This is a genomic window from Caviibacterium pharyngocola (assembly GCF_002795405.1).
Taxonomy (GTDB): domain Bacteria; phylum Pseudomonadota; class Gammaproteobacteria; order Enterobacterales; family Pasteurellaceae; genus Caviibacterium; species Caviibacterium pharyngocola.
In genome coordinates this window covers 21,706-43,585 of sequence record NZ_PHGZ01000007.1, presented here as the reverse complement: position 1 = coordinate 43,585, position 21,880 = coordinate 21,706, and the positions used below count along the sequence as shown (strand labels likewise).

Here is a 21,880-nt window from a genome sequence, read left to right as displayed (position 1 = left end):
TTATTTAGGTAACAAAATGAGCATTTTCGTGGCGTGGGGAAACAGTAAGGATGAGTACCCGTTAGCGCAAATTCCGCAGGCGTTATGGTCGGAAAAAATATTGGCGGCACCGAAAGAGCATATTCGGTTACAGCGGCGTTATCGCTGTCGGCGGGCGGCACATTTTTTATTGTGGCAATTATCGCAAAAAGCCGGCGTCGATCCGGCTTTGTTGGCTCGGATTGAACAAACGGATTCGGGGCGACCGTATTTTCCCGTGCAACATATTGATTTTAATATCAGTCATTCCGGCGATTGGGTGGCGGTGGTGTTGCAAGTTTTGCCGCAAGGACAAAAAAGTGCGGTGGGAATTGACATCGAATTTGCCGAAAAATCGCGAAATTTCACCGCACTTTTACAACATTTCGCCGCACCGCAAGAATTAAACTGGTTTGCCGATTTGCCTTCCGAGGAAAATTTTTATCGCATTTGGTGCGGGCGCGAGGCGTTATTAAAATCGCAAGGTGCGGGCATCGCGAAGTTATCCGAAGTGCAACATTATCCGCAAAATTTAACGCTTTATTCACAACATTGCCCGCGCGGCGAGTTGATTTTTAGCGCGGAATTACCGTTTTATTTTGCTTTGTTTGCTAATCAATCCCTTGATTCGACACAATATTTTGCTTGGCGAGCGGGAGTGTTGAGCGCGCAATCTTTGGCGCAGGCGATAAAATATCAAGTCAACCCTTTAAAATCGTAAAATTAGCCTTAAATAGATTAGACTTGCGCGAATATTTTGTTTAGACTTGTAACAATTTTTTGACAAACGGAGAAAATGAATGTCCTTGAACGGTTCAGATCAAGATCCTTGGGGTAAGCCGGGGAGCAGCGGGCAAAAGCCGGAGAATAATCAACCGAATGGCGGCGAACAAAAGCCGAATTGGAACGATAATTCTCAAAATAAAGAACAATCACCGCCGGATATTGAAGAAGTTTTCAGTAATTTACTGAAAAAATTAGGTGGCGGAAACGGTGGTAAACAGCGTGGTAACGCACCGAGTTTTAATGCGGGCAGATTGTTGCCGATCGCCGTTACCGCAGGTGTGTTGTTTTGGGGGATTAGCGGGCTTTATACGGTGAAAGAGGCGGAACGCGGCGTGGTGTTGCGTTTCGGTGAATTGAATTCTATCGTGCAGCCCGGTTTGAACTGGAAACCGACCTTTATCGATTCCGTGATTCCGGTGAATGTCGAGCAAGTGAAAGAGTTAAAAACCCAAGGTTCGATGTTGACGCAAGATGAAAATATGGTCAAAGTCGAAATGACCGTGCAATATCGCGTGCAAGATCCGGCGAAGTATTTATTTAGCGTGACTAACGCCGACGACAGTTTGAACCAAGCGACGGATAGTGCGCTGCGTTATGTTATCGGGCATATGTCGATGGATGATATTTTAACCACCGGACGTTCGATCGTGCGTGAAAATACGTGGAAAGCCTTGAACGATATTATTCATTCTTATGATATGGGCTTGGAAGTGTTGGATGTGAACTTCCAATCCGCGCGTCCGCCGGAAGAAGTGAAAGCGGCGTTTGACGATGCGATTAAAGCGCAAGAAGACGAACAACGTTATATTCGTGAAGCGGAAGCTTATGCTCGCGAGCAAGAGCCGATCGCGCGTGGTAATGCGCAACGCATTATTGAAGAAGCGACTGCTTATAAAGATCAAATCGTATTAAGTGCGCAAGGTGAAGTGGAACGTTTGCAACGTTTATTGCCGGAATTTAAAGCCTCACCGCAATTATTACGCGAGCGTTTATATATTCAATCGATGGAAAAAGTGATGGCGAATACGCCGAAGGTGATGTTGGATGCAAACGGCGGTAATAATTTGACCGTGTTGCCGTTAGAACAAATTTTGGCAACGAAGAATGCGACTAATCCTCAACAACCGAAAAGCGATAGCGCGCAAAGTGCGGTGAATTTTAAAGCAGGATCGAGCGAACCGACAACTTCGTCGTCACCGACGGTAGCTCCGCAAAATGTTGAAAACCGCCAAGGGAGATTTAATTAATGCGTAGATTTTTAACCCCTGTCATTATCGTATTAATCGCGGTGATTTATTCGAGCGTTGTGATTGTTGACGAAGGCACGCGCGGCATTATGTTGCGTTTCGGCAAGGTTCATCGCGACGCGGATAACAAAGTGGTGGTGTATAACCCGGGATTGCATTTTAAAATTCCGTTTATTGATAACATCAAAGTCTTGGATGCGCGTATTCGCACCTTAGACGGTCAAGCGGATCGTTTCGTCACCGTAGAGAAAAAAGACTTGTTAGTCGATTCCTATGTTAAATGGCGCGTGAGCGATTTCGGTCGTTTCTTTACCGCGACCGGCGGCGGCGATTATACCCAAGCGGCGAATTTGTTGCGTCGTAAAGTCAATGACCGTTTACGTTCCGAAATCGGTTCCAGAACGATTAAAGACATTGTTTCCGGTACGCGCGGCGAATTAATGGCGGGCGCGAAAAAAGCCTTAAATACCGGACAAGACAGTACGGCGGAATTGGGTATCGAAGTGATCGACGTGCGCGTAAAACAAATTAACTTGCCGGACGAAGTGTCTTCTTCCATTTATCAACGTATGCGCGCCGAACGTGATGCAGTGGCGCGGGAACATCGTTCGCAAGGTAAAGAAAAAGCGGCGTTTATTCAAGCCGATGTGGATCGTAAAGTGACGGTGATTTTAGCCACCGCCAATAAAACAGCGCAAGAATTACGCGGTAGCGGCGATGCGACGGCGGCAAAATTATATACCGAGGCTTTCAGCAACGAACCGGAATTTTACAGTTTCGTGCGTAGTTTAAAAGCTTACGAAAACAGCTTCGCAGGCTCGGATAATATGATGATCCTAAAACCGGACAGCGAATTCTTCCGCTTTATGCAAGTGCCGAAGAAATAATCGAACGTATCCTCACAAAAAAAGTGCGGTCGGAAAATAAAAAATTTTCGACCGCACTTTTTGTTTCTTTTATCCGTTCTGGAATAGAGGCGTAGATAGGTTTAACAAAGAAAGGTAATAATGATTGCTGTTGAAATATTCAGGTGCTAGAATTTGTTCAAATGGAACATCGCTATAAGGAATAATTATGATTAAAGAGAAAAATTATGATGAATATCTAAAACAACAGGTGCGATTAGGATTAGAAGATGAACAAAACGGCAACTTCGTTTCCGTAGAAGACTGTTTTGCCGAGTGTGAAGAAATTATCTATAAAACGCTCTCGGATAGTCAGGATGCAGTTTATGCCTAATGCACCCAAGCAAGTTGTGTTAACGCAAAAAGCCAAAAGGGATATTCAAGAAATTATCCGCAATGTAGTAGATTACACCTCACACTATTCTAGTGGCGAAACGCTTGCAAATGAGTTGAAACATAAAATCTTGATGTTAGGATTTATTCCCAAATCAGGTAGAAATGGTATCGTTGAAGGAACAAGAGAGTTATTTTGTCGTAGCTATCGCATTGTTTATAAAGAAACGGAGCTGCAAGTTAGGATTTTAACTGTGATACATAGTCGTAGAAATTATCCTTAATTGTAAAAAAGTGCGGTCGGAAAATAAAAAATTTTCGACCGCACTTTTTGTTATTCTTCCAATATCGTTTCTTTTAAATATTGGTAAATTTCCCGATAAGCTTTCGGCGGTTTGTTTTGTTCTTTTTCTTTTTGCGCGGCGCGGATTAAATTGCGCAGATGTTGGCGTTCGATTTGCGGGTAGTCAGTCAATAAATCTGCAAGAGCGTCGTCGCCTTTTGTAATTAATTCGTCACGCAGCAATTCCAATTTATGCAGCATTGCCTGCTGTTGATTATGTTTGTTTTCGATTTTATCCAAGGCTTCTTGAATCGGTTCGACATCCGTATTGCGCAATAATTTGCCGATATATTGCAACTGGCGGCGTCTTGCTTCTTTTTGTACCCGTTGGGCGAGCGCGATGGCATCCAGTAGCGTTTCGTCCAATGGAATTTTATCCAAATTGGTTTTGGTTAAATTCACTAATTTTTCGCCGAGACGTTTTAAGGCTTCGGCATCGCGTTTGATTTCGCTTTTACTGACCCAAATAATTTCTTCTTGTTCTTCTGTTTCCCAATCAAACACTTCTTTTTTACGTTTTGCCATTGTTTTATCCTGTTGCTATCCGAATCAAATTACCGACTAGTTTATCATAAAATTCAATGTTTGCCGAAACGTGACACCATTGGTATTAGCGGGCGATTTGAAAATAGGCTAAAATATCAAAGAATTTATATTTGACCAAAAGGACGACAATGAAAAATCAACAAAATCCGACCGCACTTTTAAAACAACAAGAACAAGAACTGCGTGAAGCGGTGGCTTATGCGGTGGAGATCGCGCAGAAAGCCGGTGCGGAAGCGGAAGTGGCGGTGACGAAAGTGAGCGGTTTATCGGTTTCGACGCGTTTGCAAGAAGTGGAAAACATTGAATTTAATAATGACGGCGCGTTAGGTATTTCGGTTTATTCCAATCGGCGTAAAGGTAATGCGTCCACGTCGGATTTAAGTCGCGAGGCGGTGAAAAGTGCGGTGGAAGCGGCGTTGGCGATTGCGCAATATAGTTCGCCCGATGAATGTGCGGGATTGGCGGAGCGGGAATTAATGGCGTTTGAGGCGCCAGATTTGGATTTGTATCACGCGGCGGAAATCGATGTGGATCAGGCGGTGGATTTGGCATTGGAAACGGAACGCTATGCCTTGGATTATGATAAACGCATCGTGAATAGCGAAGGGGCGGCGTTTAATTCCCATACCGGTGTGCGGGTGTATGGAAACACTTACGGGATGTTGCAGAGTTATTTATCCAGTCGATATTCGTTATCTTGTTCGGTCATCGGCGGGGCGGATGAACAGTTGGAACGCGATTATGAATATACGATTTCGCGTCGTTTTGACAAGCTTTCCGCGCCGAAATGGGTCGGCGAAAACAGTGCGCAAAAAACCTTGGCGCGTTTGCAACCGCAAAAAATTGCGACGCAAGAAGTGCCGGTGATTTTTCTTAACGATGTGGCGACGGGATTAATCGGGCATTTGGCGGCGGCGGTGAGCGGCGGCAGTTTATATCGAAAATCCAGTTTTTTATTGGATCATTTGGGTAAACAAGTATTGCCGGATTGGTTTCATATCAGTGAACGACCGCATTTGATCGGGCAGTTGGCGTCTTCGCCTTTTGATAGCGAAGGCGTGCGAACGGTTTCGCGCGATATTATTGAACAAGGTGTGTTACAAACCTATTTGTTGACTTCTTATAGCGGAAAAAAATTGGGAATGCAGAGCACCGGTCACGCCGGCGGGATTCATAATTGGTTGGTAAAAGCGAATTTTTCCGGCGGATTGACCGCACTTTTGCGTGAAATGGGAACGGGATTGTTGGTGACGGATCTCTTGGGCCAAGGCGTGAATTTAGTCACCGGCGATTATTCGCGCGGCGCGGCGGGATTTTGGGTGGAAAACGGTGAAATTCAATATCCAGTAGCGGAAATTACCATTGCCGGTCAGCTTAAAACAATGTTGGGTAATATTGTTGCCGTTGCCGATGATGTGGAAACCCGCTCTAATATTCAAACCGGTTCGATTTTATTGGAGAAAATGAAGATTTCCGGTAATTAGTTTTTAAATGAGAATAATTCTTATTGACAATAATTCGTATTTTGCTAAAATGAGCGCGTTTGTGCAGTATTGCAGTGGAAATGAATTGATTTCACAACGCCTGCCTGCAGTAGGCTATGTATATCGAAACATTTTTGGTACTCCGAACAAGTAGAGTAGAAAGTAAATTCGTTAGGGTATTTAAAAGGCTGAGGTTTAAACTTCAGCCTTTTTTTTGTTACAATAAGTAAAATCTCAATCACCTAAAAGGTTTAGTTAAATGAAAAAACATCACGTTGAAATTTTGATTTCCGAACAAGATACACGTTCCCGTATTCAAGAATTAGGGCAGGAAATCACTCAGTTTTATCAACATAAACAAATTGAAAAATTAATCGTCGTCGGGTTGCTACGCGGTTCGTTTATGTTTATGGCGGATTTGGTGCGCGAGATTCGTTTGCCCGTTGAAATTGAATTTATGACGACGGCAAGTTACGGCAGCGGTATGACGACCAACCACGATGTCAAAATCAGCAAAGATCTTGATGGTGATATTAAAGACGAACACGTGTTAATCGTCGAGGATATTATTGATACGGGTTATACGTTGCAAAAAGTGCGTGAAATTTTGAAATTGCGCGATCCGGCGTCGTTGGCAATTTGTACTTTATTGGATAAGCCTTCCCGCCGTGAGGTGGAAGTGCCGGTGGATTGGGTCGGTTTTACTATTCCGGACGAATTTGTAGTGGGATACGGTATTGATTATGCGCAAAGACACCGTAATTTAGGCTATATCGGTAAAGTTATTTTGGAAGAATAATCCGTCAGGACGGCGCGAATGAGAAAGGAAAAAGGCTTGTATTACTACAGCCTTTCAGACTGATGACAAACCTGATTTAAATCGTATTTTATGTGTAGGATGGGCTTCAGCCCATCAAAAAATATAATTATTTCAATATGATGGGCTAAAGCCCATCCTACTTAAGTATACTTTGTCAATAAACTAAAAGGCTTGTGTTTATACAAGCCTTTTTACGTTTTAATTTTCTTGTTGTTTGGAGCTTAATCTGGCTAAGCCCACGTCGCAACTTTTAATCTGTGTAGCCAATTCCATTTCAAGAATTTGCTGTTTACTTTGTTTCAGTTTACTTTTGATTTTGTTTAACTGGGTGTGCGTGCCCGGTTGTTTTTCCGCTTCGGCAATGAGATTTTCCGTTTGCTTAAATAGTTTTTCGCATTGCTGCGGCATTGCGGTTTGTGCTTCTTTGGCTGTGGTAGGTAAGGCGCTTAATGCGCTTACGGCAAATACGGCCGTCAGCAGTAATTTTGTATTTATTCTCATTAAAACCTCTTTTCCCTTTATTAAAATTAAAATAATCAACAAACGCAGAGGAAATTATCAGAATACGGAGAAAATGTCTAGTTATTCGTTGATTTTTTATTCCGTATTGCGATCTCGTGCATAATAAATGTTGTAAAAATGTTAATAAAATTTATAATTTGACACAAGTCAATGAATCAATATATGTTTATTTATTGTTATTTTTGATTTAAATCTAAAAATGTGATCGGTATTACATTTTTACTATTTTTAATCCTTATGATTAGTAGTAGAATACATACCGATCTTGGGTTACCTATATAATGGTCCACTGCAAGCTGTAAATTTTGTGTGAATTTTATGTTGTAGTGATAATTGTGAAGGTAATTCAATATAGTTAGCTTAAAGAGGTTATCTTTAAGTGTATGGGGTGGTTACTTAGTAATCATTTGTGAAAGACTTGTAGCATTTACAAGGAGTCGAGATGTTAGACGTTGTTGAACTCTCTAGATTGCAGTTTGCATTAACTGCGTTGTATCACTTTTTGTTTGTGCCGTTGACATTGGGTCTGTCCTTCCTTTTGGTAGTGATGGAAACCCTTTATGTGGCAACCGGCAAAGAAGTGTATAAGGATATGACAAAATTCTGGGGTAAATTGTTTGGTATTAACTTCGCTTTAGGGGTAACTACCGGTATTACTATGGAATTCCAGTTCGGTACTAACTGGTCATATTATTCTCATTATGTAGGCGATATTTTCGGTGCGCCGCTTGCTATCGAAGCATTATTAGCATTCTTCCTTGAGTCAACTTTCGTTGGGTTGTTCTTCTTCGGATGGGATCGTTTATCGAAAGGCAAACATTTATTAACCACTTATTGTGTGGCTTTCGGTTCAAACTTATCCGCAATGTGGATTTTGGTTGCAAACGGTTGGATGCAATATCCTGCAGGTTCCGAATTTAACTTTGAAACAATGCGTATGGAAATGACCAGCTTTATGGAGCTTTGGTTAAATCCGGTCGCACAAAGTAAATTCTTACACACTCTCTCCGCAGGCTATGTCAGCGGTGCGTGTTTTGTTCTCGGTATTAGTGCGTACTATATCTTAAAAGGTCGCGATATCGGTTTTGCAAAACGTTCTTTCTCCGTCGCTTCCGTATTCGGTATGATTGCGATCGTTTCCGTATTAATTATGGGTGACGAATCCGGTTATGAAATCGGTCAAACTCAACCGGTTAAATTAGCTGCGATGGAAGGTGAGTGGCATACTCAACCGGCTCCGGCAAGTTGGAATGCTATCGTCGTGACCAATGAAGCGGAAAAACGTAATGATTTTGCGTTCCAAATCCCTTATGCTGCAGGTATTATCGTGACACGTTCATTGGATAAAACCTTCCCGGGCGTCAACGATTTACAACAAATCAATGAAGGTCGCGTGCGCAACGGTATTGTCGCTTATGCATTATTACAACAATTAAAAGCCGAGAAAAAAGAATTCGGTCAAGTGAACGAAATGACAAAAGCGCAATTTAATGCGATTAAAACGGATCTCGGTTTCGGTTTATTGTTAAAACGTTATACGGACAAAGTGGTTGATGCGACGGAAGATCAAATCAAACAAGCGGCGGCGGATACCATTCCTAACGTCGGTCCGACTTTCTGGTCTTTCCGTGTGATGATGCTTGTCGGCGGATTGGTGCTTCTTCTTATCACTGCGGCATTCGTACAAAACGTGCGTAAAACCGTGGGACGCAGCCCGTTATTGCTTAAAGCGTTATTATGGGGTATTCCTCTACCTTGGATCGCAATCGAAAGCGGTTGGTTCTTGGCGGAATACGGACGTCAACCTTGGGCGATCTACGATGTATTGCCGGTGGGCGTGGCTGCATCCGATTTAGGCGTCGGTGATCTTTGGTTATCTATCGGCTTAATTTGTGCGTTATATACTGTTTTCCTTGTAGCGGAAATGTACTTAATGTTCAAATACGGTCGTTTGGGTCCGAGTTCATTAAAAACCGGTCGCTACTATTTCGAACAATCATCTAAATAAGCAGGAGCCTAACTATGATTGATTATGAATTTCTACGTTTTGTTTGGTGGATCTTAGTCGGTGTATTGCTTATCGGGTTTGCAGTAACTGATGGATTTGATATGGGCGTGTTAACTTTGTTACCGTTTGCCGGTAAAAAAGAAGTGGAAAAACGCATTATGATCAACTCGATCGCGCCTCACTGGGACGGAAACCAAGTGTGGTTGTTAACTGCGGGCGGTGCAATGTTTGCTGCGTGGCCGTTGGTTTATGCAACTTCGTTCTCCGGTTTCTATATCGCAATGATCTTGGTTTTAGCCGCCTTATTCTTCCGTCCGGTGGGCTTGGAATATCGCGCCAAAATCGACAATCCGGCTTGGCGTACTGCTTGGGACTGGGGTTTATTCATCGGCGGTTTCGTACCTTCATTAGTGTTCGGTGTGGCATTCGGTAACTTATTACAAGGCGTGCCGTTTGAATTCAACGACTTAATGCAAGTGAAATATACCGGTTCATTCTTTGAATTATTGAATCCGTTCGCATTACTTTGCGGTTTGATCAGCTTATCTATGTTGACCACCCAAGGTGCGGCTTGGTTACAAATGAAAACCACGGCGGAATTGCGTGAGCGCGCTCGTGTGATTACTCAAGTCGGTGCATTTGCAACCTTGATCACCTTCGTATTGGCAGGTGTATGGCTATACTTCAAAGACGGTTTCGTATTAACTAGCGTGGTGGATCACAATGCACCTTCTTCTCCGATCGGTAAAGAAGTGGCGATCCAAGTAGGTGCGTGGTTCGATAACTACAAAGCCGCACCTGTATTGTTCATTTTCCCTGCGTTAGCGGTGGGCGGTGCATTACTCAACATTCTTGCGTCTAAAGCGAATCGTTGCGGTTTTGCCTTCTTGTTCTCATCATTAACAATGGCTGGTGTGATTTTAACTTGCGGTATCGCGATGTTCCCATTCGTTATGCCTTCAATCACACACCCTGATATGAGCTTGTTAATGTGGGATTCCACATCCAGCGAATGGACATTAACCTTAATGCTCGGTTTAGCATTGGTATTCGTAGTCATCCTCTTGGCTTACACCATTTGGTCATACGCGAAAATGTTCGGTCGATTGGATAGCGACTTCATTGAAGAAAACAAAAACTCATTATACTAAGGAGATCAACTATGTTTTATGTACTATGGGTAGTGGGTGTTTTGTTCGCCGTGATGGTGAGTGCCGTGATTACGATCGGTATTGAAAAAACAGGTAAATTTGACGAGTAAGTTAATGATTGATTCACTGTATCAATTAGTCAATAAGGGCTCGTGGCGAGCCCTTTCACTTATTTTTGCAATAATCTTAACCTTATTCTTTTTCTTTAATATTAACGAATTTTCTTTACAGCTTAGAACCGCACCGGTCTATTGGATCTTATTGATTCTTTGGGCGACCGTAATTTTATGGATCCACGGTATCGGCTTGGAAATTCGCAAAATCTTATGGAAAACCGTCTTTTCCCCAATAGTCGGTTACCTTGTTGCGATTATTGCATTAGCACACAACTTAATCAGTTAAAAAACAGGAATTGTTTTTCTCACAAGAACAATTCCTGACTTTCCAACGGAAATATTTTTAATTCCGACCGCACTTTACGCTTGCTTATCCCGTTTAGTCGCTCTAAAATACGCCAATTTTCCCTTGATAAAAAAGGGTGGTAATAATTTTCGAAGGTTTGGCTAAAAAATGATAAATTTTTCCTTTCCGATTCGCGTGTATTATGAAGACACGGATGCCGGCGGCGTGGTTTATCACGCACGCTATTTGCATTTTTTCGAACGAGCAAGAACGGAATATCTACGCAATTTATCTTTTTCTCAACAAACCTTGCTGGCGGAACATAATCTGGCATTTGTTGTCAAATCTATGCAAATCGATTATCGCTTTCCGGCAAAACTGGACGATTTATTGATTGTGGAAACGGCGTTAAGCGAATTAAAAGGCGCGACCGTCCTGTTTACGCAAACATTAAAAAGGAATGAAACGGTTTTATGCGAAGCTGTGGTAAAAGTGGCTTGCGTGAACCTAAATAAAATGAAACCTGTTGCGATACCTGCGGACATCAAAGCGGCGTTTCAAGCAAACTAAATTATAGGTATATTAATTTCTCGGAGTTATCTAATGACCAGTGAATTGAACTTTTTAGATTTATTTCTAAAAGCAAGTATCGTCGTTCAAATTGTTATTTTAATCCTCATCTCGTTCTCGATTATTTCTTGGGCGATTATTATTCAACGCAGCCGAATTTTGACTCGCGCATTAAAAGAATCTTCCGCGTTCGAAGATCGTTTTTGGTCGGGCGAAGATTTAAATAAATTATACGACGGTTTATCTAATCGTCGCGATATTTTAACCGGCAGCGAACAAATCTTTTTCGTTGGTTTCAAAGAATTTTCTCGTTTAAAACAAGCCAATCCCGATGCGCCGGAAGCTATTATTCAAGGGACTTCGCGCGCAATGAACTTAGCGATGAATCGCGAAGTGGAAGATCTCGAAACTCGCGTACCGTTTTTGGCAACCGTAGCGTCGATCAGCCCTTATATCGGTTTGTTCGGTACGGTTTGGGGAATTATGCACGCCTTTATGGCATTAAGCGGTGCCAAACAAGCTACGTTACAAATGGTTGCTCCGGGGATCGCGGAAGCCTTGATCGCTACGGCGATCGGTTTGTTTGCGGCAATTCCGGCGGTAATGGCATATAACCGTTTAAGCTTACGCGTGAATAAATTGGAACAAAATTACGGTAACTTCATCGATGAATTTACCACGATTTTACACCGTCAAGTATTCGGTCGCAGTCACCATAATTAAGATAAATTTTGACCGCACTTTGAAAAAGTGCGGTTGGTTTTAAACAAATTTTAGAGGCAACTATGTCTTATCGTCGTAAACGTCGCGATATTAAATCCGAAATTAATATCGTTCCTTTTTTAGATGTGTTATTGGTGTTGGTGCTGATTTTTATGGCGACCGCGCCGATTATCAGCCAAAGCGTACAAGTGGAACTGCCGGATGCGGTGGATAGCCAAAGCGTATCGAATGAAGATAAAGTTCCGGTTATTTTGGAAGTGTCCGGAATCGGAGAATATGCGATTTCTATCGGTGGCGAACGCTCCGAAGGTTTGACCGAAGAAATGGTAACGCAAATGTCTAAACAAGAGTATGATAAAGATAACAATACATTGTTCTTAGTCGGCGGAGCAAAAGATGTTCCTTACGAAGAAGTGATTAAGGCGTTAAATTTACTCCATTTGGCAGGCATAAAATCAGTCGGATTAATGACTAACCCGATTTAAAGAATAAGTAGGTATTATTGTGCAGAATAATCGACAAAAGAAAGGTATCGATGCGATCATTATTTCGTTCGTATTGCACATTATCTTGTTTGGTTTGTTGATATTGGGTTCTTTCTATCATAATGTCGAAATGATGGGCGGTGGCGAAGGTGACGGCGATGTCATCGGTGCCGTAATGGTGGATACGGGGGCGGCGGCTCAGGAATGGGGACGCTTGCAGCAGCAAAAAAAAGGTCAAGCGGATAAACAAAAACAGCCGGAACCCGTTGAAAAACAAACTCAGCAAGACGAGCAACAAGCGCAAATCGAAGAACAAAAACGCCAACAAGAACTGGAACGCCAAAAGCAATTAGAACGGCAAAAAGAGCAAGAACGCCGTAAAGAGCAAGAGCGTCAAAAACAACTTGAACAGCAAAAGCAACAAGAAGAAAAAGCGCGCTTAGAAGCCTTAGAGAAACAAAAACAAGCCGAAGAAGCCAAAGCAAAACAAGCAGCGGAAGCCGCGAAATTAAAAGCGGATGCCGAAGCGAAACGTTTAGCGGCTGCGGCGAAACAAGCGGAAGAAGAAGCCAAGGCTAAAGCGGCGGAGGCAGCGGCGCAAAAGGCAAAAGAAGCGAAAGAAAAAGCCGAAGCGGAGGCAAAAGCTAAAGCGGAAGCGGAGGCAAAAGCCAAAGCGGATGCCAAGGCGAAAGCCGATGCAGAAGCCAAAGCGAAGGCAGATGCTAAGGCAAAAGCTGATGCGGAAGCTAAAGCGAAAGCGGAAGCGAAGGCAAAAGCGGACGCGGAAGCTAAAGCCAAAGCCGATGCAAAAGCCAAGGCGGATGCGGCGAAACGTAAATCCGAACAAGCTGCATTGGATGATTTCTTAAACGGTGGCGACATCGGCGGCGGAAGCGCGCAAAAAGGCGGTAATGCCAACAAACAAGGCAGCCAAGGTAGCGGCGCGGGTTTAGGCGCCGGTGACGGCGGCAAAGTCGGCGATCAATATGCCGGAGTCATTAAAAAAGAGATCAAACGTCGCTTTATTAAAGATCCGAGCTTTGCCGGTAAAGTCTGTAGTATTAAAATTCAGTTGGAACGTGACGGCACCATCTCCGGTTATCAAAAAATTTCAGGGCCGGATGATATTTGTACCGCGGCATTAAGTGCGGTCGCCAGAACGAAAAAAGTGCCTGCGGCACCGTCCGACGCGATTTATAATAAATATAAAGCACCTATTATTGATTTTGATATCAAATAGTGCGGTGTTTTTAGGAAAGTAAACTTAACCTAGGGTGAATTAAATGAAAATATTTTTTCGTATAACCAGTGTTATCGCAATGGCGTTGCTCTTATTGGCAAAGCCTGCATTTGCCGATGATGAAGTGCGAATTGTAATTGATGAAGGTGTGGACGGCGCGCGCCCGATTGCCGTCGTGCCTTTTAAATGGAACGGTGCCGGTTCCGCACCGGCGGATGTGGCGGATATTATTTCTGCAGACTTGCGCAACAGCGGAAAATTTAATCCGATTGCGGTGAATAAAATGCCGCAACAGCCGACTTCCGCAGCGGAAGTTAGCCCTGACGCGTGGTCTGCATTAGGCGTGGATGCCATTGTGGTCGGACAAGTAACACCGAACGGCAACGGATATAGCATTGCATATCAATTAGTGGATACTATCGGTGCGTCAGGCTCCGCCGGTGCGGTGCTAAGCCAAAATCAATATGCCGTACCGGGTAATGCGATTCGTTTAGGTGCGCATACCGTCAGTGACGAAGTGTTTGAAAAATTAACCGCAATTCGCGGGGCGTTCAGAACGAAGATCGCCTATATCGTGCAGAAAAACGGCGGTTCAAAACCTTATCAAGTGCGCGTTGCCGATTATGACGGTCACAATCAATTTATCGTTACGCAAAGTTCGCAACCTTTAATGTCGCCGGCTTGGTCTCCGGACGGCGGAAAATTGGCTTATGTGTCCTTTGAAAAGAGAAAGGCGCAATTAATTGTGCACGATCTTCGTTCCGGTGCGCGCAAAGTTGCGGCGTCTTTTGACGGACATAACGGTGCTCCGGCGTTTTCACCGGACGGTTCGCGCCTTGCATTCGCCTCTTCTAAAGACGGCGTGTTAAATATTTATGTAATGAATTTGGGTAGTGGGCAAGTTTCTCAGTTGACTAGCGGAGCGGGTAACAATACTGAACCTGCGTGGTCTCCGGATGGTCAATCAATCGTGTTCACATCCGATAGAGGCGGTTCGCCGCAAGTTTATCGTATGAGTGCCTCCGGTGGCGGCGCGTCATTAGTAAGCGGCGGCGGTCGCAGTTATAGTGGGCAAATTTCGGCTGACGGTAGTACGTTGGTTATGATTTCAGGTGATCATATTGTGAAAAAAGATTTGGCGACCGGTTCGACCGAGATGCTAAGTTCGACTTTCCTTGATGAAAGTCCGAGTATTTCACCGAACGGAATTATGATTATTTATAGCTCTACACAAGGCTTAGGAAAGGTGCTACAATTAGTTTCCGCGGACGGTCGTTTTAAAGCGCGTCTTCCAGGAAGTGATGGACAAGTTAAATTTCCAGCTTGGTCACCATATTTGAGTAAAAACTAGGAGAAAAAGTTAAATGAAAAACTTTGCAAAATTATTAGTAGTAGCTGGCTCAGTAGCAGTATTAGCAGCTTGTGGTTCATCAAAAACCGATTCAAGCGCTGACGCAGCAAACGGTCAAACATTCGGCGGTTATTCCGTTCAAGATTTACAACAACGTTATAACACCGTTTATTTCGGTTTCGATAAATACAACATCGAAGGCGAATATGAACAAATCTTAGATGCACACGCAGCATACTTAAATGCAACTCCGGCATCTAAAGTAGTTGTTGAAGGTAACACCGACGAACGCGGTACACCTGAATATAACATCGCATTAGGTCAACGTCGTGCAGATGCAGTTAAAAACTTCTTAGCTGCTAAAGGCGTTCAAGCAGGTCAAGTTTCAACCGTTTCTTACGGTGAAGAAAAACCGGCTGAATTAGGTCACGATGAAGCGGCATACGCGAAAAACCGTCGTGCAGTGTTAGCATACTAATTTAACGATTTTAACGTAGTATGTGTTAAAAACCGGGTTGGAAAGCCCGGTTTTTGTTTTTTCTCATCAAATTCTCATCAGAGGAATCTGATGATTTGGTGAGGATTCAGTCAAATAGACAAAAAAGTGAAAATTTTTATTGATTATTAAAATAAAACCAGTATTATAAGCCTCCGTTACGAAGCAATATGTTTGCGGGTCGTTAGCTCAGTCGGTAGAGCAGCGGACTTTTAATCCGTTGGTCGAAGGTTCGAATCCTTCACGACCCACCACTTAATCGTAACATTCCCTTTTGGGTCGTTAGCTCAGTCGGTAGAGCAGCGGACTTTTAATCCGTTGGTCGAAGGTTCGAATCCTTCACGACCCACCACTTAATCGAAATATTCCCTTATGGGTCGTTAGCTCAGTCGGTAGAGCAGCGGACTTTTAATCCGTTGGTCGAAGGTTCGAATCCTTCACGACCCACCACTTAATTGTAACATTCCCTTTTGCGGGTCGTTAGCTTAGTGGTAGAGCAGCGGACTCTTAATCCGTTGGTCGAGAGTTCGAATCTCTCACGACCCACCAATGATTTCCTCTTAAATTTCTCTTTTATTTATTGATTCATTCCTATTAAAGATTTTTGCGGCAATTTTATTTATTTTTGCGATCCGCTACGCAAAAACAAGGCGTTTTGCTTTGTGCCGTCGTATTTCTTTTTTAAAGTGCGGTCATAATTTCCTAAATTTTTAAAAAGTGATGTAATGAAAGGATTTACTTTAACGGAAATGTTGATCGTGCTACTGATCATCAGTCTTCTTTCTATGTTAAGTTTACCCCTTTGGCAGCAAACGAATACGCAAATGTTGTTAACCAAAGAACAGCAAAAACTCTATTTATTTTTACGCCAAATTCAAGCGCGGGTCGAAAACTCTAATGACGTTTGGTTGTTATTGGCAAATCGCGATATGGAACAAAACAAATGGTGCCTCGGCGCGCAGATTAAAAATGATTATTTATGCGACTGCCTTTCTCCGCACCATTGCCCGCAAGAAATCGCGGCACAATTCTATTATCCCTATTTTCCGGAAAAAACAATGCTGGTCAGCAAATCCTATTATCCGAAGGAAATCACCCGATTAAGCGGCATTCGTAATACGGCATCGACCGTTTGTTTTGTGTTGCAAGCGGAACAAAACCGTACCTTATTTTCGTTTTTTAATGTGGGCAGCTTAAAAGTGAAAGATTATCAATCTCTTAGTGCCTGTGTGAATGACGGCGCCTAAGATGATTCGAGTAATGTATCGCGGGCAGACATTGTTGGCATTAATGTTGTCCGTTTCCTTGTCTGCTTTTTTGTTATGGATCATTATTACTTTTTATGGGCAGAGTATTCGTCAAAACGATAACCTGATGTTACGTTTGCATTTGCAAAACGAATTGCAACGCGCCGTTCAGCTTATCGGTAAAGATTTACGGCGCGCGGGATTTCGCGGTGTGTCCGATAAATTGAATCTTGATAATCTGGCGCTTTTTGAGCAAGAAAACGGTGCGGCATTGGTGATCGCACAAGCGGACGCGGAAGCGAAAAACAGCTGCGTATTATTTTTTTACGATCTGGACGGAACGGGCTGTATCGGAACGACGTACAAAGGCGGTATTTGCGTAGATGCCGACGGGCAAAATAACGCCAAAGAAATCGAACGTGAGCTTTTCGGTTATCGCCTGAATAAAAAAATGCTGGAAACTCGATTAACCTATAAAAATTCGGTGAATGCAAGTTGTACGCAGGCGCAATGCCGTAGTTATTTACAACAACCCGCTTGCAATAGCGGCGGTTGGGTGGATTTATTTGATGAAAATGAGATTGAAATTACTCGGCTGGAATTTATTTCAATTCAAGATCTGCAAGGCGTTGAAGTGAAACTTGCCGGCAATTTGAAAAAACGGGCGGATATTCGATACGAAACGGAAATCATTGTGCCCTTAATGAATCGGGATGAAAAATAATGCACTACCGAGGAATGATCACCTTAACCCTATTGCTGCTTTTAAGCAGCTTTGTTTTGCTATCCTTACTCTTTTTTGACGATGTGCTTCGGTTGCACCTCGGCATTACGGCACAACGCAAAAGTTATTTGGCGCATAATTTGCCTTTGCAGCGCATTAGCTACGAGCAGAAAAAGACCATCTGCCAAACTTTGGGGCTGGATAATGATAACAAAAGCGAACGAATGATCTTTGAAAACGGCGAAGAAAACGACCGCACTTCGGATTTTCTTTGGTGTAAACGCATCTTTTTATTGAAAAGTACACCGAAAAAAGCCTTATATGAAGGCGAATTTGATCTTTATATTGACGAACGAGCATTGCCCGCGTTGCGTGCGAAATTGGAATTTCCCGCGTCAAATGCGGCGACGGATCGTAATGATCATTTTTATTGGTTTGACGCCGAACAAAGCGAATGGGAAATTAACGGCAACATTAACGCCGTTGTGGTGGCGCAAGGGGATCTAACTTTGAGTGGAAAAGGCAAAATCAGCGGCGCGGTGATTACCAAAGGCGTGTTGAAAAAAGCCGATGCCGTTCAGCTGGTTTACCGAAAAGCGACGGTCAGCGAAATGTGGCGTGCGTTTTCCTATTGGCAGCTTGCGGAGAAAAGTTGGTATGATTTCAATCCCTTATAGTCCGACGCGATATAAAGGAATGCATTTGGTTTCCTTATTGATGACTTTAACCTTATTTAGTGGTATTTTTTTATCCGTTAATCAATGGGCGACTTATCAACGCAAAAGTGCGGTGGAAATTTACCAATATTATCAAGCGCTGCAAATTGCCGAAAATCAACATCAGCGCGTATTTTTAGGACTAAATTGCCAATCGACGGTGGAATTAAACGGCTTACGCTTTCGTGTTCGGTGCGCCGCAGATAAAGTGACCGTAAGCTACCCGACGGGTGAAGTGGTGTTATAAAAAAGGAACGAACGTGTTTACCGTTTACTATTCTAATCAGCTGGAAGTTCAGAAAGATATTTTAATTCATTTAATGGAGAGCGAGCCGTTAAGTGATCCGTTTCAAGCGGAAACCATTTTGGTGCAAAGCCCGGGAATGGCGCAATGGTTGCAATGGCAGATCGCCGAAACGAAAGGCATTGCCGCCAATTTAAATTTTCCGATGCCGGCGAGTTTTATCTGGCAAGTTTATGCGGAAAATCTACCGAATGCGACGCAGCAACATTACTTTGACAAAGCGGAAATCACTTGGCGATTAATGCGCTTGATTCCCGCCTATTTATCGCAAGAAGCGTTTTTGCCGCTGCGCCGCTATTTGGCGTCCTCCACCCAATCGGAACAACAAAAATTGTATCAACTGGCGCGCAAAATTGCGGATTTATTCGATCAATATCTTGTGTATCGTCCTGAATGGATTATGCATTGGGAAAATCGGCAAGACATTGAAATCGAAAGACAAATCGGCGCACAAATATCGCAAGATAAGGATCAACCTTTCGAACAAATTTGCACTCATATTCGCTGGCAAGGTGCCCTGTGGCAAGGTTTAGTCAACGAAATTCGGCAAGAAAGCCAAAGCGGACAAGTGTGGCATCGCGCGTATTTGCATCAACAATTCTTACGACAACTTGAACGCGAAGCGCCGAAAGCGATCCCGAAAAGGCTATTTATTTTCGGGATTTCGGCATTGCCGAAAGTGTATTTAGACACCTTTCAGGCGCTAAGCCGTTATTGTGACGTTCATTTATTTTTTAACAACGGTTGCCGTGAATATTGGGGCGATATTATTGATCAATCCTATTGGCAAACGTTGCAAATTCGATCTCGTCGCGATTATTTTACCCAAATCGACAGCCCGTTGTTTTCCACCGAAAAAAGCGCAAGTTTGGCACGCCAAGAGACGGAGCGTACTTATGATGACGAATTGTTGCAAATCGGCCATCCGCTTTTGGCTTCTTGGGGAAAATTGGGGCGGGATTTTCTGTATTTGCTCACTGATCTGCAAGCTAAAGAAATTTCCGCCTATACGCAACCGAGCGAGCGGCATTTATTAGCCCAACTGCAAGGACGAATTTTAGATTTAGTGCCGAACGGCGCCAAGCCGCTAAATTTGCAAAAAAACGACCGCTCTTTAAGCGTGCATTCGTGCTACAGCGCAATGCGCGAAGTGGAAGTATTGCGCGATTATTTATTGCATCTGTTTAACCAAGATAAAACATTGGATCCGAAAGATGTGGTGATAATGGTGGCGGATATCGACAGCTACACGCCTTACATTCGCGCCGTGTTTAATCAAAGCGAGCCTTATATTCCTTATTCCATTTCCGATAATAAACTGTCGGAAAGCGATGTGGTGATTTCCGCCTTTCTTACCTTATTGAATTTAAAAGAAAGTTTGTTCACCGCCGAGGAGGTGTTGGCATTTTTGGATATTCCCGCCGTTCGCGCAAGGTTTCAAATCGAACACAAGGATCTGGCGTATATTCATCATTGGGTGGCACAGTCCGGCATCCGTTTCGGATTGGAAAAATACCAACAAAATGCGGAACATAACTATAACGCGTGGCAAGCCGGTTTGGAAAGAATGTTGCTCGGATATGCAATGCGCGAAGAAAACGGCATTTGGCAAGACAGTTTGGGATTTGATGACAGCCACGGTTTGCAAGGTCAATCGGTTGGCTGCTTGGCGGATTTCATTGAACATTTATATCAATGGCGACAAATTTTATTAAGCCCTCGTTCCGTTCAACAATGGACGCAGCAGCTTTCCTTGTTATTAGACAATTTCTTTGCCGATGACGAACAAAATCGCGAAACCCTATGGTATTTAAAAGATCGTATTCAATCGGTGCTCGAACAAGCGGTAAACGTACATTTTGACGAATTATTGACGATCGAAGTGATTTGCGATGTGATGACGGAAGCGCTGCAAAACGACACCAACAGCTTGAAATTCCTTGCCGGCAAGGTGAACTTTTGTACATTATTACCAATGCGTTCCATTCCTTTTAAAGCGGTTTGCTTGCTGGGAATGAACGAAAATGACTATCCGCGTCAACATATACCGAACAGCTTTGATTTAATGCAATATCATCATCGCAAAGGTGATCGTTTCCGCCGCGATGACGATCGTTATTTGTTCTTAGAAGCCTTGTTGTCCGCGCAAGATTATTTTTATATCAGCTATGTCGGGCGTTCCGTCGTGGACGATCAAGCCTGCCAGCCGTCCGTATTGGTGAGTCAATTATTGGATTATTTAAACGAAAATATCGCGCCGAATGAAGATGATAACGACGATCGACTTTCCTTGCGCGACAAATTGGTAAAACAACATTCGATGACGGTATTCAGCCCGAAAAACTTTGTCGGAAATGACCGCACTTTTGCCAAAAACTGGCTGCCATTGGCGCAAGGTTCGAATAAAAAAGAAGAGCCGAATTCGGACGGCGGATTGCCTTCCTTTATTCAACCGTTGACCGCGCCTCAGCTCGATGAGATTGAATTGGCACGTTTGATCGAATTCGTACAGCATCCGATCAAATTTTTCTTTGAGCGACGTTTGGGCGTTTATTTGAAACAGTATATTGACAGCATTGAAGAAAGCGAAAATTTCTCCCTGAATAAATTGGATTTTTATTTTATTAATAACGAATTGATTCATTATTCCGCGCAACAAACCGACGAATTTTTCGCCCGTTTAAATCAACGCGGTGTAATGCCGCGCGGCAGTTTTGCCCAAGTTTATGCACGTTTGATTCAAGAAGATATTAATGAATTGAAAACGAAACTTGCCGATTATTTATCGCGTGAGGCAAAAACGGAATATGCGGAAATTTCGTTTGAAACGGCGGGCAAACCCATTCGTTTGCAGGGTGATATAAATCAATTATATACAACGGCAAACGGCGCATTACAACGCGTGGCTTGGCGCGTCGGCAGCGATGTACGGGATAATGAATTAATCGAAAGTTGGATTTATTATTTGGTGCAATGCGCGACGTCGGAAAATGTCGTTACGCCGATGTTTTATGCCAAGAAAAATACCCTGACTTTCAAAACGCTTGATAAAAAGACCGCACTTAAGCAGCTGCAAACTTATGTGAACGCTTATGCGCAAGGACAATCGATAATGCTGCCGACGGTCACGCGTGGCATTGCCGATTATTTGCAGACATTGAAGGTGGATTTAGCCGAAAGTGCGGTGGATTTTGACAGCTATTTCGAGAAATTCACGGAATTGGCGCAAGGTACGGATTATACCGCCGGTGATGTGTATTGGCGCCGTTTATTGGTTCAGCTCCCGCCTCAGGTGTTTGCTTCCGTTCTGACGGAAATTAATCAACGTATGCAGGATTGGTTTGATTTAATGCTGGATTGCGTCGAATACGAGGAAAATTAAGCTCGTTGTGATATAAAAATTCGCCTCTTTAAACCGAAAGGTTTGAAAGAGGCGAATCGATCAAAGTTATATGTGTA

24 protein-coding genes and 4 tRNA genes are annotated in these 21,880 nt (G+C 43.3%); 26 read left to right on the top strand and 2 right to left on the bottom strand.

Annotation, left to right across the window (positions count from 1 at the left end; all coding sequences use genetic code 11):
- Positions 1-16 precede the first annotated feature (16 nt).
- The 5 genes from CVP04_RS03735 to CVP04_RS03720 all read left to right on the top strand — a co-directional run bounded on the left by CVP04_RS03735 (position 17) and on the right by CVP04_RS03720 (position 3,573).
- A complete protein-coding gene (locus tag CVP04_RS03735; protein ID WP_100296181.1) occupies positions 17-739 on the top strand; it encodes a 4'-phosphopantetheinyl transferase family protein in 723 nt (240 codons plus the stop codon).
- 79 nt (positions 740-818) lie between these two features.
- Positions 819-2,051, top strand: a complete 1,233-nt coding sequence (hflK, locus tag CVP04_RS03730; protein ID WP_100296180.1) for an FtsH protease activity modulator HflK — start codon at positions 819-821, stop codon at positions 2,049-2,051.
- Positions 2,051-2,938 carry a protease modulator HflC gene (gene hflC / locus CVP04_RS03725; RefSeq protein ID WP_100296179.1) on the top strand — a complete coding sequence of 296 codons (888 nt, stop codon included), beginning with the start codon at positions 2,051-2,053 and terminating at the stop codon, positions 2,936-2,938. Before hflK ends, hflC begins: the two co-directional genes overlap by 1 nt.
- 187 nt (positions 2,939-3,125) lie before the next feature.
- Positions 3,126-3,290, top strand: a complete 165-nt coding sequence (locus CVP04_RS12225) for a hypothetical protein (protein WP_165772768.1) — start codon at positions 3,126-3,128, stop codon at positions 3,288-3,290.
- On the top strand, positions 3,283-3,573 hold the full coding sequence (locus tag CVP04_RS03720; RefSeq protein ID WP_165772767.1) for a type II toxin-antitoxin system RelE/ParE family toxin: 291 nt from the start codon (positions 3,283-3,285) through the stop codon (positions 3,571-3,573). The genes CVP04_RS12225 and CVP04_RS03720 overlap by 8 nt, the downstream gene beginning before the upstream one ends.
- A gap of 50 nt (positions 3,574-3,623) precedes the next feature.
- On the opposite strand, the gene yjgA is transcribed toward CVP04_RS03720, so the two are convergent.
- Positions 3,624-4,157, bottom strand: a complete 534-nt coding sequence (yjgA, locus tag CVP04_RS03715; protein WP_100296177.1) for a ribosome biogenesis factor YjgA — start codon at positions 4,155-4,157, stop codon at positions 3,624-3,626.
- Between the two features lie 149 nt (positions 4,158-4,306).
- On the opposite strand from yjgA, the gene pmbA reads away from it, so the two are divergent.
- A complete protein-coding gene (gene pmbA, locus CVP04_RS03710) occupies positions 4,307-5,662 on the top strand; it encodes a metalloprotease PmbA (protein ID WP_100296176.1) in 1,356 nt (451 codons plus the stop codon).
- A 259-nt stretch (positions 5,663-5,921) separates the two neighbouring features.
- Positions 5,922-6,461 (top strand): hypoxanthine phosphoribosyltransferase, encoded by a 540-nt coding sequence (gene hpt / locus CVP04_RS03705; protein ID WP_100296175.1) that lies wholly within the window; start codon positions 5,922-5,924, stop codon positions 6,459-6,461.
- 219 nt (positions 6,462-6,680) lie between these two features.
- Here hpt and CVP04_RS03700 read toward each other — a convergent pair whose 3' ends face one another.
- The gene (locus CVP04_RS03700; protein ID WP_100296174.1) at positions 6,681-6,983 is read right to left on the bottom strand and encodes a DUF5339 domain-containing protein; all 303 of its coding nucleotides are present in this window, start codon (positions 6,981-6,983) and stop codon (positions 6,681-6,683) included.
- Between the two features lie 463 nt (positions 6,984-7,446).
- Between CVP04_RS03700 and CVP04_RS03695 the strand changes: the two genes are divergently transcribed.
- From CVP04_RS03695 to recC, 19 genes are all read left to right on the top strand, one after another.
- Positions 7,447-9,012, top strand: coding sequence for a cytochrome ubiquinol oxidase subunit I (locus CVP04_RS03695; RefSeq protein ID WP_100296173.1), 1,566 nt, complete (start codon positions 7,447-7,449; stop codon positions 9,010-9,012).
- Between the two features lie 14 nt (positions 9,013-9,026).
- Positions 9,027-10,163: a cytochrome d ubiquinol oxidase subunit II gene (gene cydB, locus CVP04_RS03690; protein WP_100296172.1), complete on the top strand. Its 1,137-nt coding sequence runs from the start codon at positions 9,027-9,029 to the stop codon at positions 10,161-10,163.
- 11 nt (positions 10,164-10,174) lie between these two features.
- Positions 10,175-10,273 (top strand): cytochrome bd oxidase small subunit, CydX/CbdX family, encoded by a 99-nt coding sequence (locus CVP04_RS03685; protein ID WP_100296171.1) that lies wholly within the window; start codon positions 10,175-10,177, stop codon positions 10,271-10,273.
- Positions 10,274-10,277: 4 nt separating this feature from the next.
- Positions 10,278-10,565 carry a cyd operon protein YbgE gene (gene ybgE / locus CVP04_RS03680; protein ID WP_100296170.1) on the top strand — a complete coding sequence of 96 codons (288 nt, stop codon included), beginning with the start codon at positions 10,278-10,280 and terminating at the stop codon, positions 10,563-10,565.
- A 168-nt stretch (positions 10,566-10,733) separates the two neighbouring features.
- Positions 10,734-11,135 (top strand): tol-pal system-associated acyl-CoA thioesterase, encoded by a 402-nt coding sequence (ybgC, locus tag CVP04_RS03675; protein WP_100296169.1) that lies wholly within the window; start codon positions 10,734-10,736, stop codon positions 11,133-11,135.
- 33 nt (positions 11,136-11,168) lie between these two features.
- Complete coding sequence (gene tolQ, locus CVP04_RS03670) at positions 11,169-11,858, top strand: protein TolQ (protein ID WP_100296168.1); 690 nt, start codon at positions 11,169-11,171, stop codon at positions 11,856-11,858.
- Positions 11,859-11,920: 62 nt separating this feature from the next.
- The gene (tolR, locus tag CVP04_RS03665) at positions 11,921-12,343 is read left to right on the top strand and encodes a colicin uptake protein TolR (RefSeq protein ID WP_100296167.1); all 423 of its coding nucleotides are present in this window, start codon (positions 11,921-11,923) and stop codon (positions 12,341-12,343) included.
- A gap of 19 nt (positions 12,344-12,362) precedes the next feature.
- Positions 12,363-13,583, top strand: a complete 1,221-nt coding sequence (gene tolA / locus CVP04_RS03660) for a cell envelope integrity protein TolA (protein ID WP_100296166.1) — start codon at positions 12,363-12,365, stop codon at positions 13,581-13,583.
- Between the two features lie 79 nt (positions 13,584-13,662).
- Complete coding sequence (tolB, locus tag CVP04_RS03655) at positions 13,663-14,934, top strand: Tol-Pal system beta propeller repeat protein TolB (protein ID WP_243385087.1); 1,272 nt, start codon at positions 13,663-13,665, stop codon at positions 14,932-14,934.
- A gap of 13 nt (positions 14,935-14,947) precedes the next feature.
- The gene (pal, locus tag CVP04_RS03650) at positions 14,948-15,412 is read left to right on the top strand and encodes a peptidoglycan-associated lipoprotein Pal (protein ID WP_100296164.1); all 465 of its coding nucleotides are present in this window, start codon (positions 14,948-14,950) and stop codon (positions 15,410-15,412) included.
- Between the two features lie 196 nt (positions 15,413-15,608).
- Positions 15,609-15,684, top strand: a tRNA-Lys gene (locus CVP04_RS03645).
- 22 nt (positions 15,685-15,706) lie between these two features.
- Positions 15,707-15,782, top strand: a tRNA-Lys gene (locus CVP04_RS03640).
- 22 nt (positions 15,783-15,804) lie between these two features.
- Positions 15,805-15,880: transfer RNA gene (locus CVP04_RS03635), tRNA-Lys, on the top strand.
- A gap of 24 nt (positions 15,881-15,904) precedes the next feature.
- Positions 15,905-15,979 (top strand) — tRNA-Lys (locus CVP04_RS03630).
- Between the two features lie 176 nt (positions 15,980-16,155).
- A complete protein-coding gene (locus CVP04_RS03625; protein ID WP_100296163.1) occupies positions 16,156-16,677 on the top strand; it encodes a prepilin-type N-terminal cleavage/methylation domain-containing protein in 522 nt (173 codons plus the stop codon).
- A gap of 1 nt (position 16,678) precedes the next feature.
- Entirely contained in the window at positions 16,679-17,401 is a 723-nt protein-coding gene (locus tag CVP04_RS03620; RefSeq protein ID WP_207761611.1) for a PulJ/GspJ family protein, read from the top strand.
- On the top strand, positions 17,401-18,078 hold the full coding sequence (locus CVP04_RS03615; protein WP_243385084.1) for a DUF2572 family protein: 678 nt from the start codon (positions 17,401-17,403) through the stop codon (positions 18,076-18,078). The genes CVP04_RS03620 and CVP04_RS03615 overlap by 1 nt, the downstream gene beginning before the upstream one ends.
- Positions 18,059-18,364, top strand: a complete 306-nt coding sequence (locus CVP04_RS03610) for a DUF5374 domain-containing protein (protein WP_100296160.1) — start codon at positions 18,059-18,061, stop codon at positions 18,362-18,364. Before CVP04_RS03615 ends, CVP04_RS03610 begins: the two co-directional genes overlap by 20 nt.
- 13 nt (positions 18,365-18,377) lie before the next feature.
- Positions 18,378-21,803 (top strand): exodeoxyribonuclease V subunit gamma, encoded by a 3,426-nt coding sequence (gene recC / locus CVP04_RS03605; RefSeq protein ID WP_100296159.1) that lies wholly within the window; start codon positions 18,378-18,380, stop codon positions 21,801-21,803.
- Positions 21,804-21,880: the final 77 nt, after the last annotated feature.

What these genes read in the sequence shown, in the direction of transcription:
- ybgE (WP_100296170.1), top strand. Translation starts at nt 10,278, where the DNA reads ATGATTGATTCACTGTATCAATTAGTCAATAAGGGCTCGTGGCGAGCC.
- yjgA (WP_100296177.1), bottom strand. Translation starts at nt 4,157, where the DNA reads ATGGCAAAACGTAAAAAAGAAGTGTTTGATTGGGAAACAGAAGAACAA.
- CVP04_RS03700 (WP_100296174.1), bottom strand. Translation starts at nt 6,983, where the DNA reads ATGAGAATAAATACAAAATTACTGCTGACGGCCGTATTTGCCGTAAGC.
- CVP04_RS03625 (WP_100296163.1), top strand. Translation starts at nt 16,156, where the DNA reads ATGAAAGGATTTACTTTAACGGAAATGTTGATCGTGCTACTGATCATC.
- tolQ (WP_100296168.1), top strand. Translation starts at nt 11,169, where the DNA reads ATGACCAGTGAATTGAACTTTTTAGATTTATTTCTAAAAGCAAGTATC.
- hpt (WP_100296175.1), top strand. Translation starts at nt 5,922, where the DNA reads ATGAAAAAACATCACGTTGAAATTTTGATTTCCGAACAAGATACACGT.
- tolR (WP_100296167.1), top strand. Translation starts at nt 11,921, where the DNA reads ATGTCTTATCGTCGTAAACGTCGCGATATTAAATCCGAAATTAATATC.
- pmbA (WP_100296176.1), top strand. Translation starts at nt 4,307, where the DNA reads ATGAAAAATCAACAAAATCCGACCGCACTTTTAAAACAACAAGAACAA.
- ybgC (WP_100296169.1), top strand. Translation starts at nt 10,734, where the DNA reads ATGATAAATTTTTCCTTTCCGATTCGCGTGTATTATGAAGACACGGAT.
- tolB (WP_243385087.1), top strand. Translation starts at nt 13,663, where the DNA reads ATGGCGTTGCTCTTATTGGCAAAGCCTGCATTTGCCGATGATGAAGTG.
- CVP04_RS03620 (WP_207761611.1), top strand. Translation starts at nt 16,679, where the DNA reads ATGATTCGAGTAATGTATCGCGGGCAGACATTGTTGGCATTAATGTTG.
- pal (WP_100296164.1), top strand. Translation starts at nt 14,948, where the DNA reads ATGAAAAACTTTGCAAAATTATTAGTAGTAGCTGGCTCAGTAGCAGTA.
- hflK (WP_100296180.1), top strand. Translation starts at nt 819, where the DNA reads ATGTCCTTGAACGGTTCAGATCAAGATCCTTGGGGTAAGCCGGGGAGC.
- hflC (WP_100296179.1), top strand. Translation starts at nt 2,051, where the DNA reads ATGCGTAGATTTTTAACCCCTGTCATTATCGTATTAATCGCGGTGATT.
- CVP04_RS03685 (WP_100296171.1), top strand. Translation starts at nt 10,175, where the DNA reads ATGTTTTATGTACTATGGGTAGTGGGTGTTTTGTTCGCCGTGATGGTG.
- CVP04_RS03720 (WP_165772767.1), top strand. Translation starts at nt 3,283, where the DNA reads ATGCCTAATGCACCCAAGCAAGTTGTGTTAACGCAAAAAGCCAAAAGG.
- CVP04_RS03735 (WP_100296181.1), top strand. Translation starts at nt 17, where the DNA reads ATGAGCATTTTCGTGGCGTGGGGAAACAGTAAGGATGAGTACCCGTTA.
- CVP04_RS03610 (WP_100296160.1), top strand. Translation starts at nt 18,059, where the DNA reads ATGATTTCAATCCCTTATAGTCCGACGCGATATAAAGGAATGCATTTG.
- cydB (WP_100296172.1), top strand. Translation starts at nt 9,027, where the DNA reads ATGATTGATTATGAATTTCTACGTTTTGTTTGGTGGATCTTAGTCGGT.
- CVP04_RS03615 (WP_243385084.1), top strand. Translation starts at nt 17,401, where the DNA reads ATGCACTACCGAGGAATGATCACCTTAACCCTATTGCTGCTTTTAAGC.
- CVP04_RS03695 (WP_100296173.1), top strand. Translation starts at nt 7,447, where the DNA reads ATGTTAGACGTTGTTGAACTCTCTAGATTGCAGTTTGCATTAACTGCG.
- CVP04_RS12225 (WP_165772768.1), top strand. Translation starts at nt 3,126, where the DNA reads ATGATTAAAGAGAAAAATTATGATGAATATCTAAAACAACAGGTGCGA.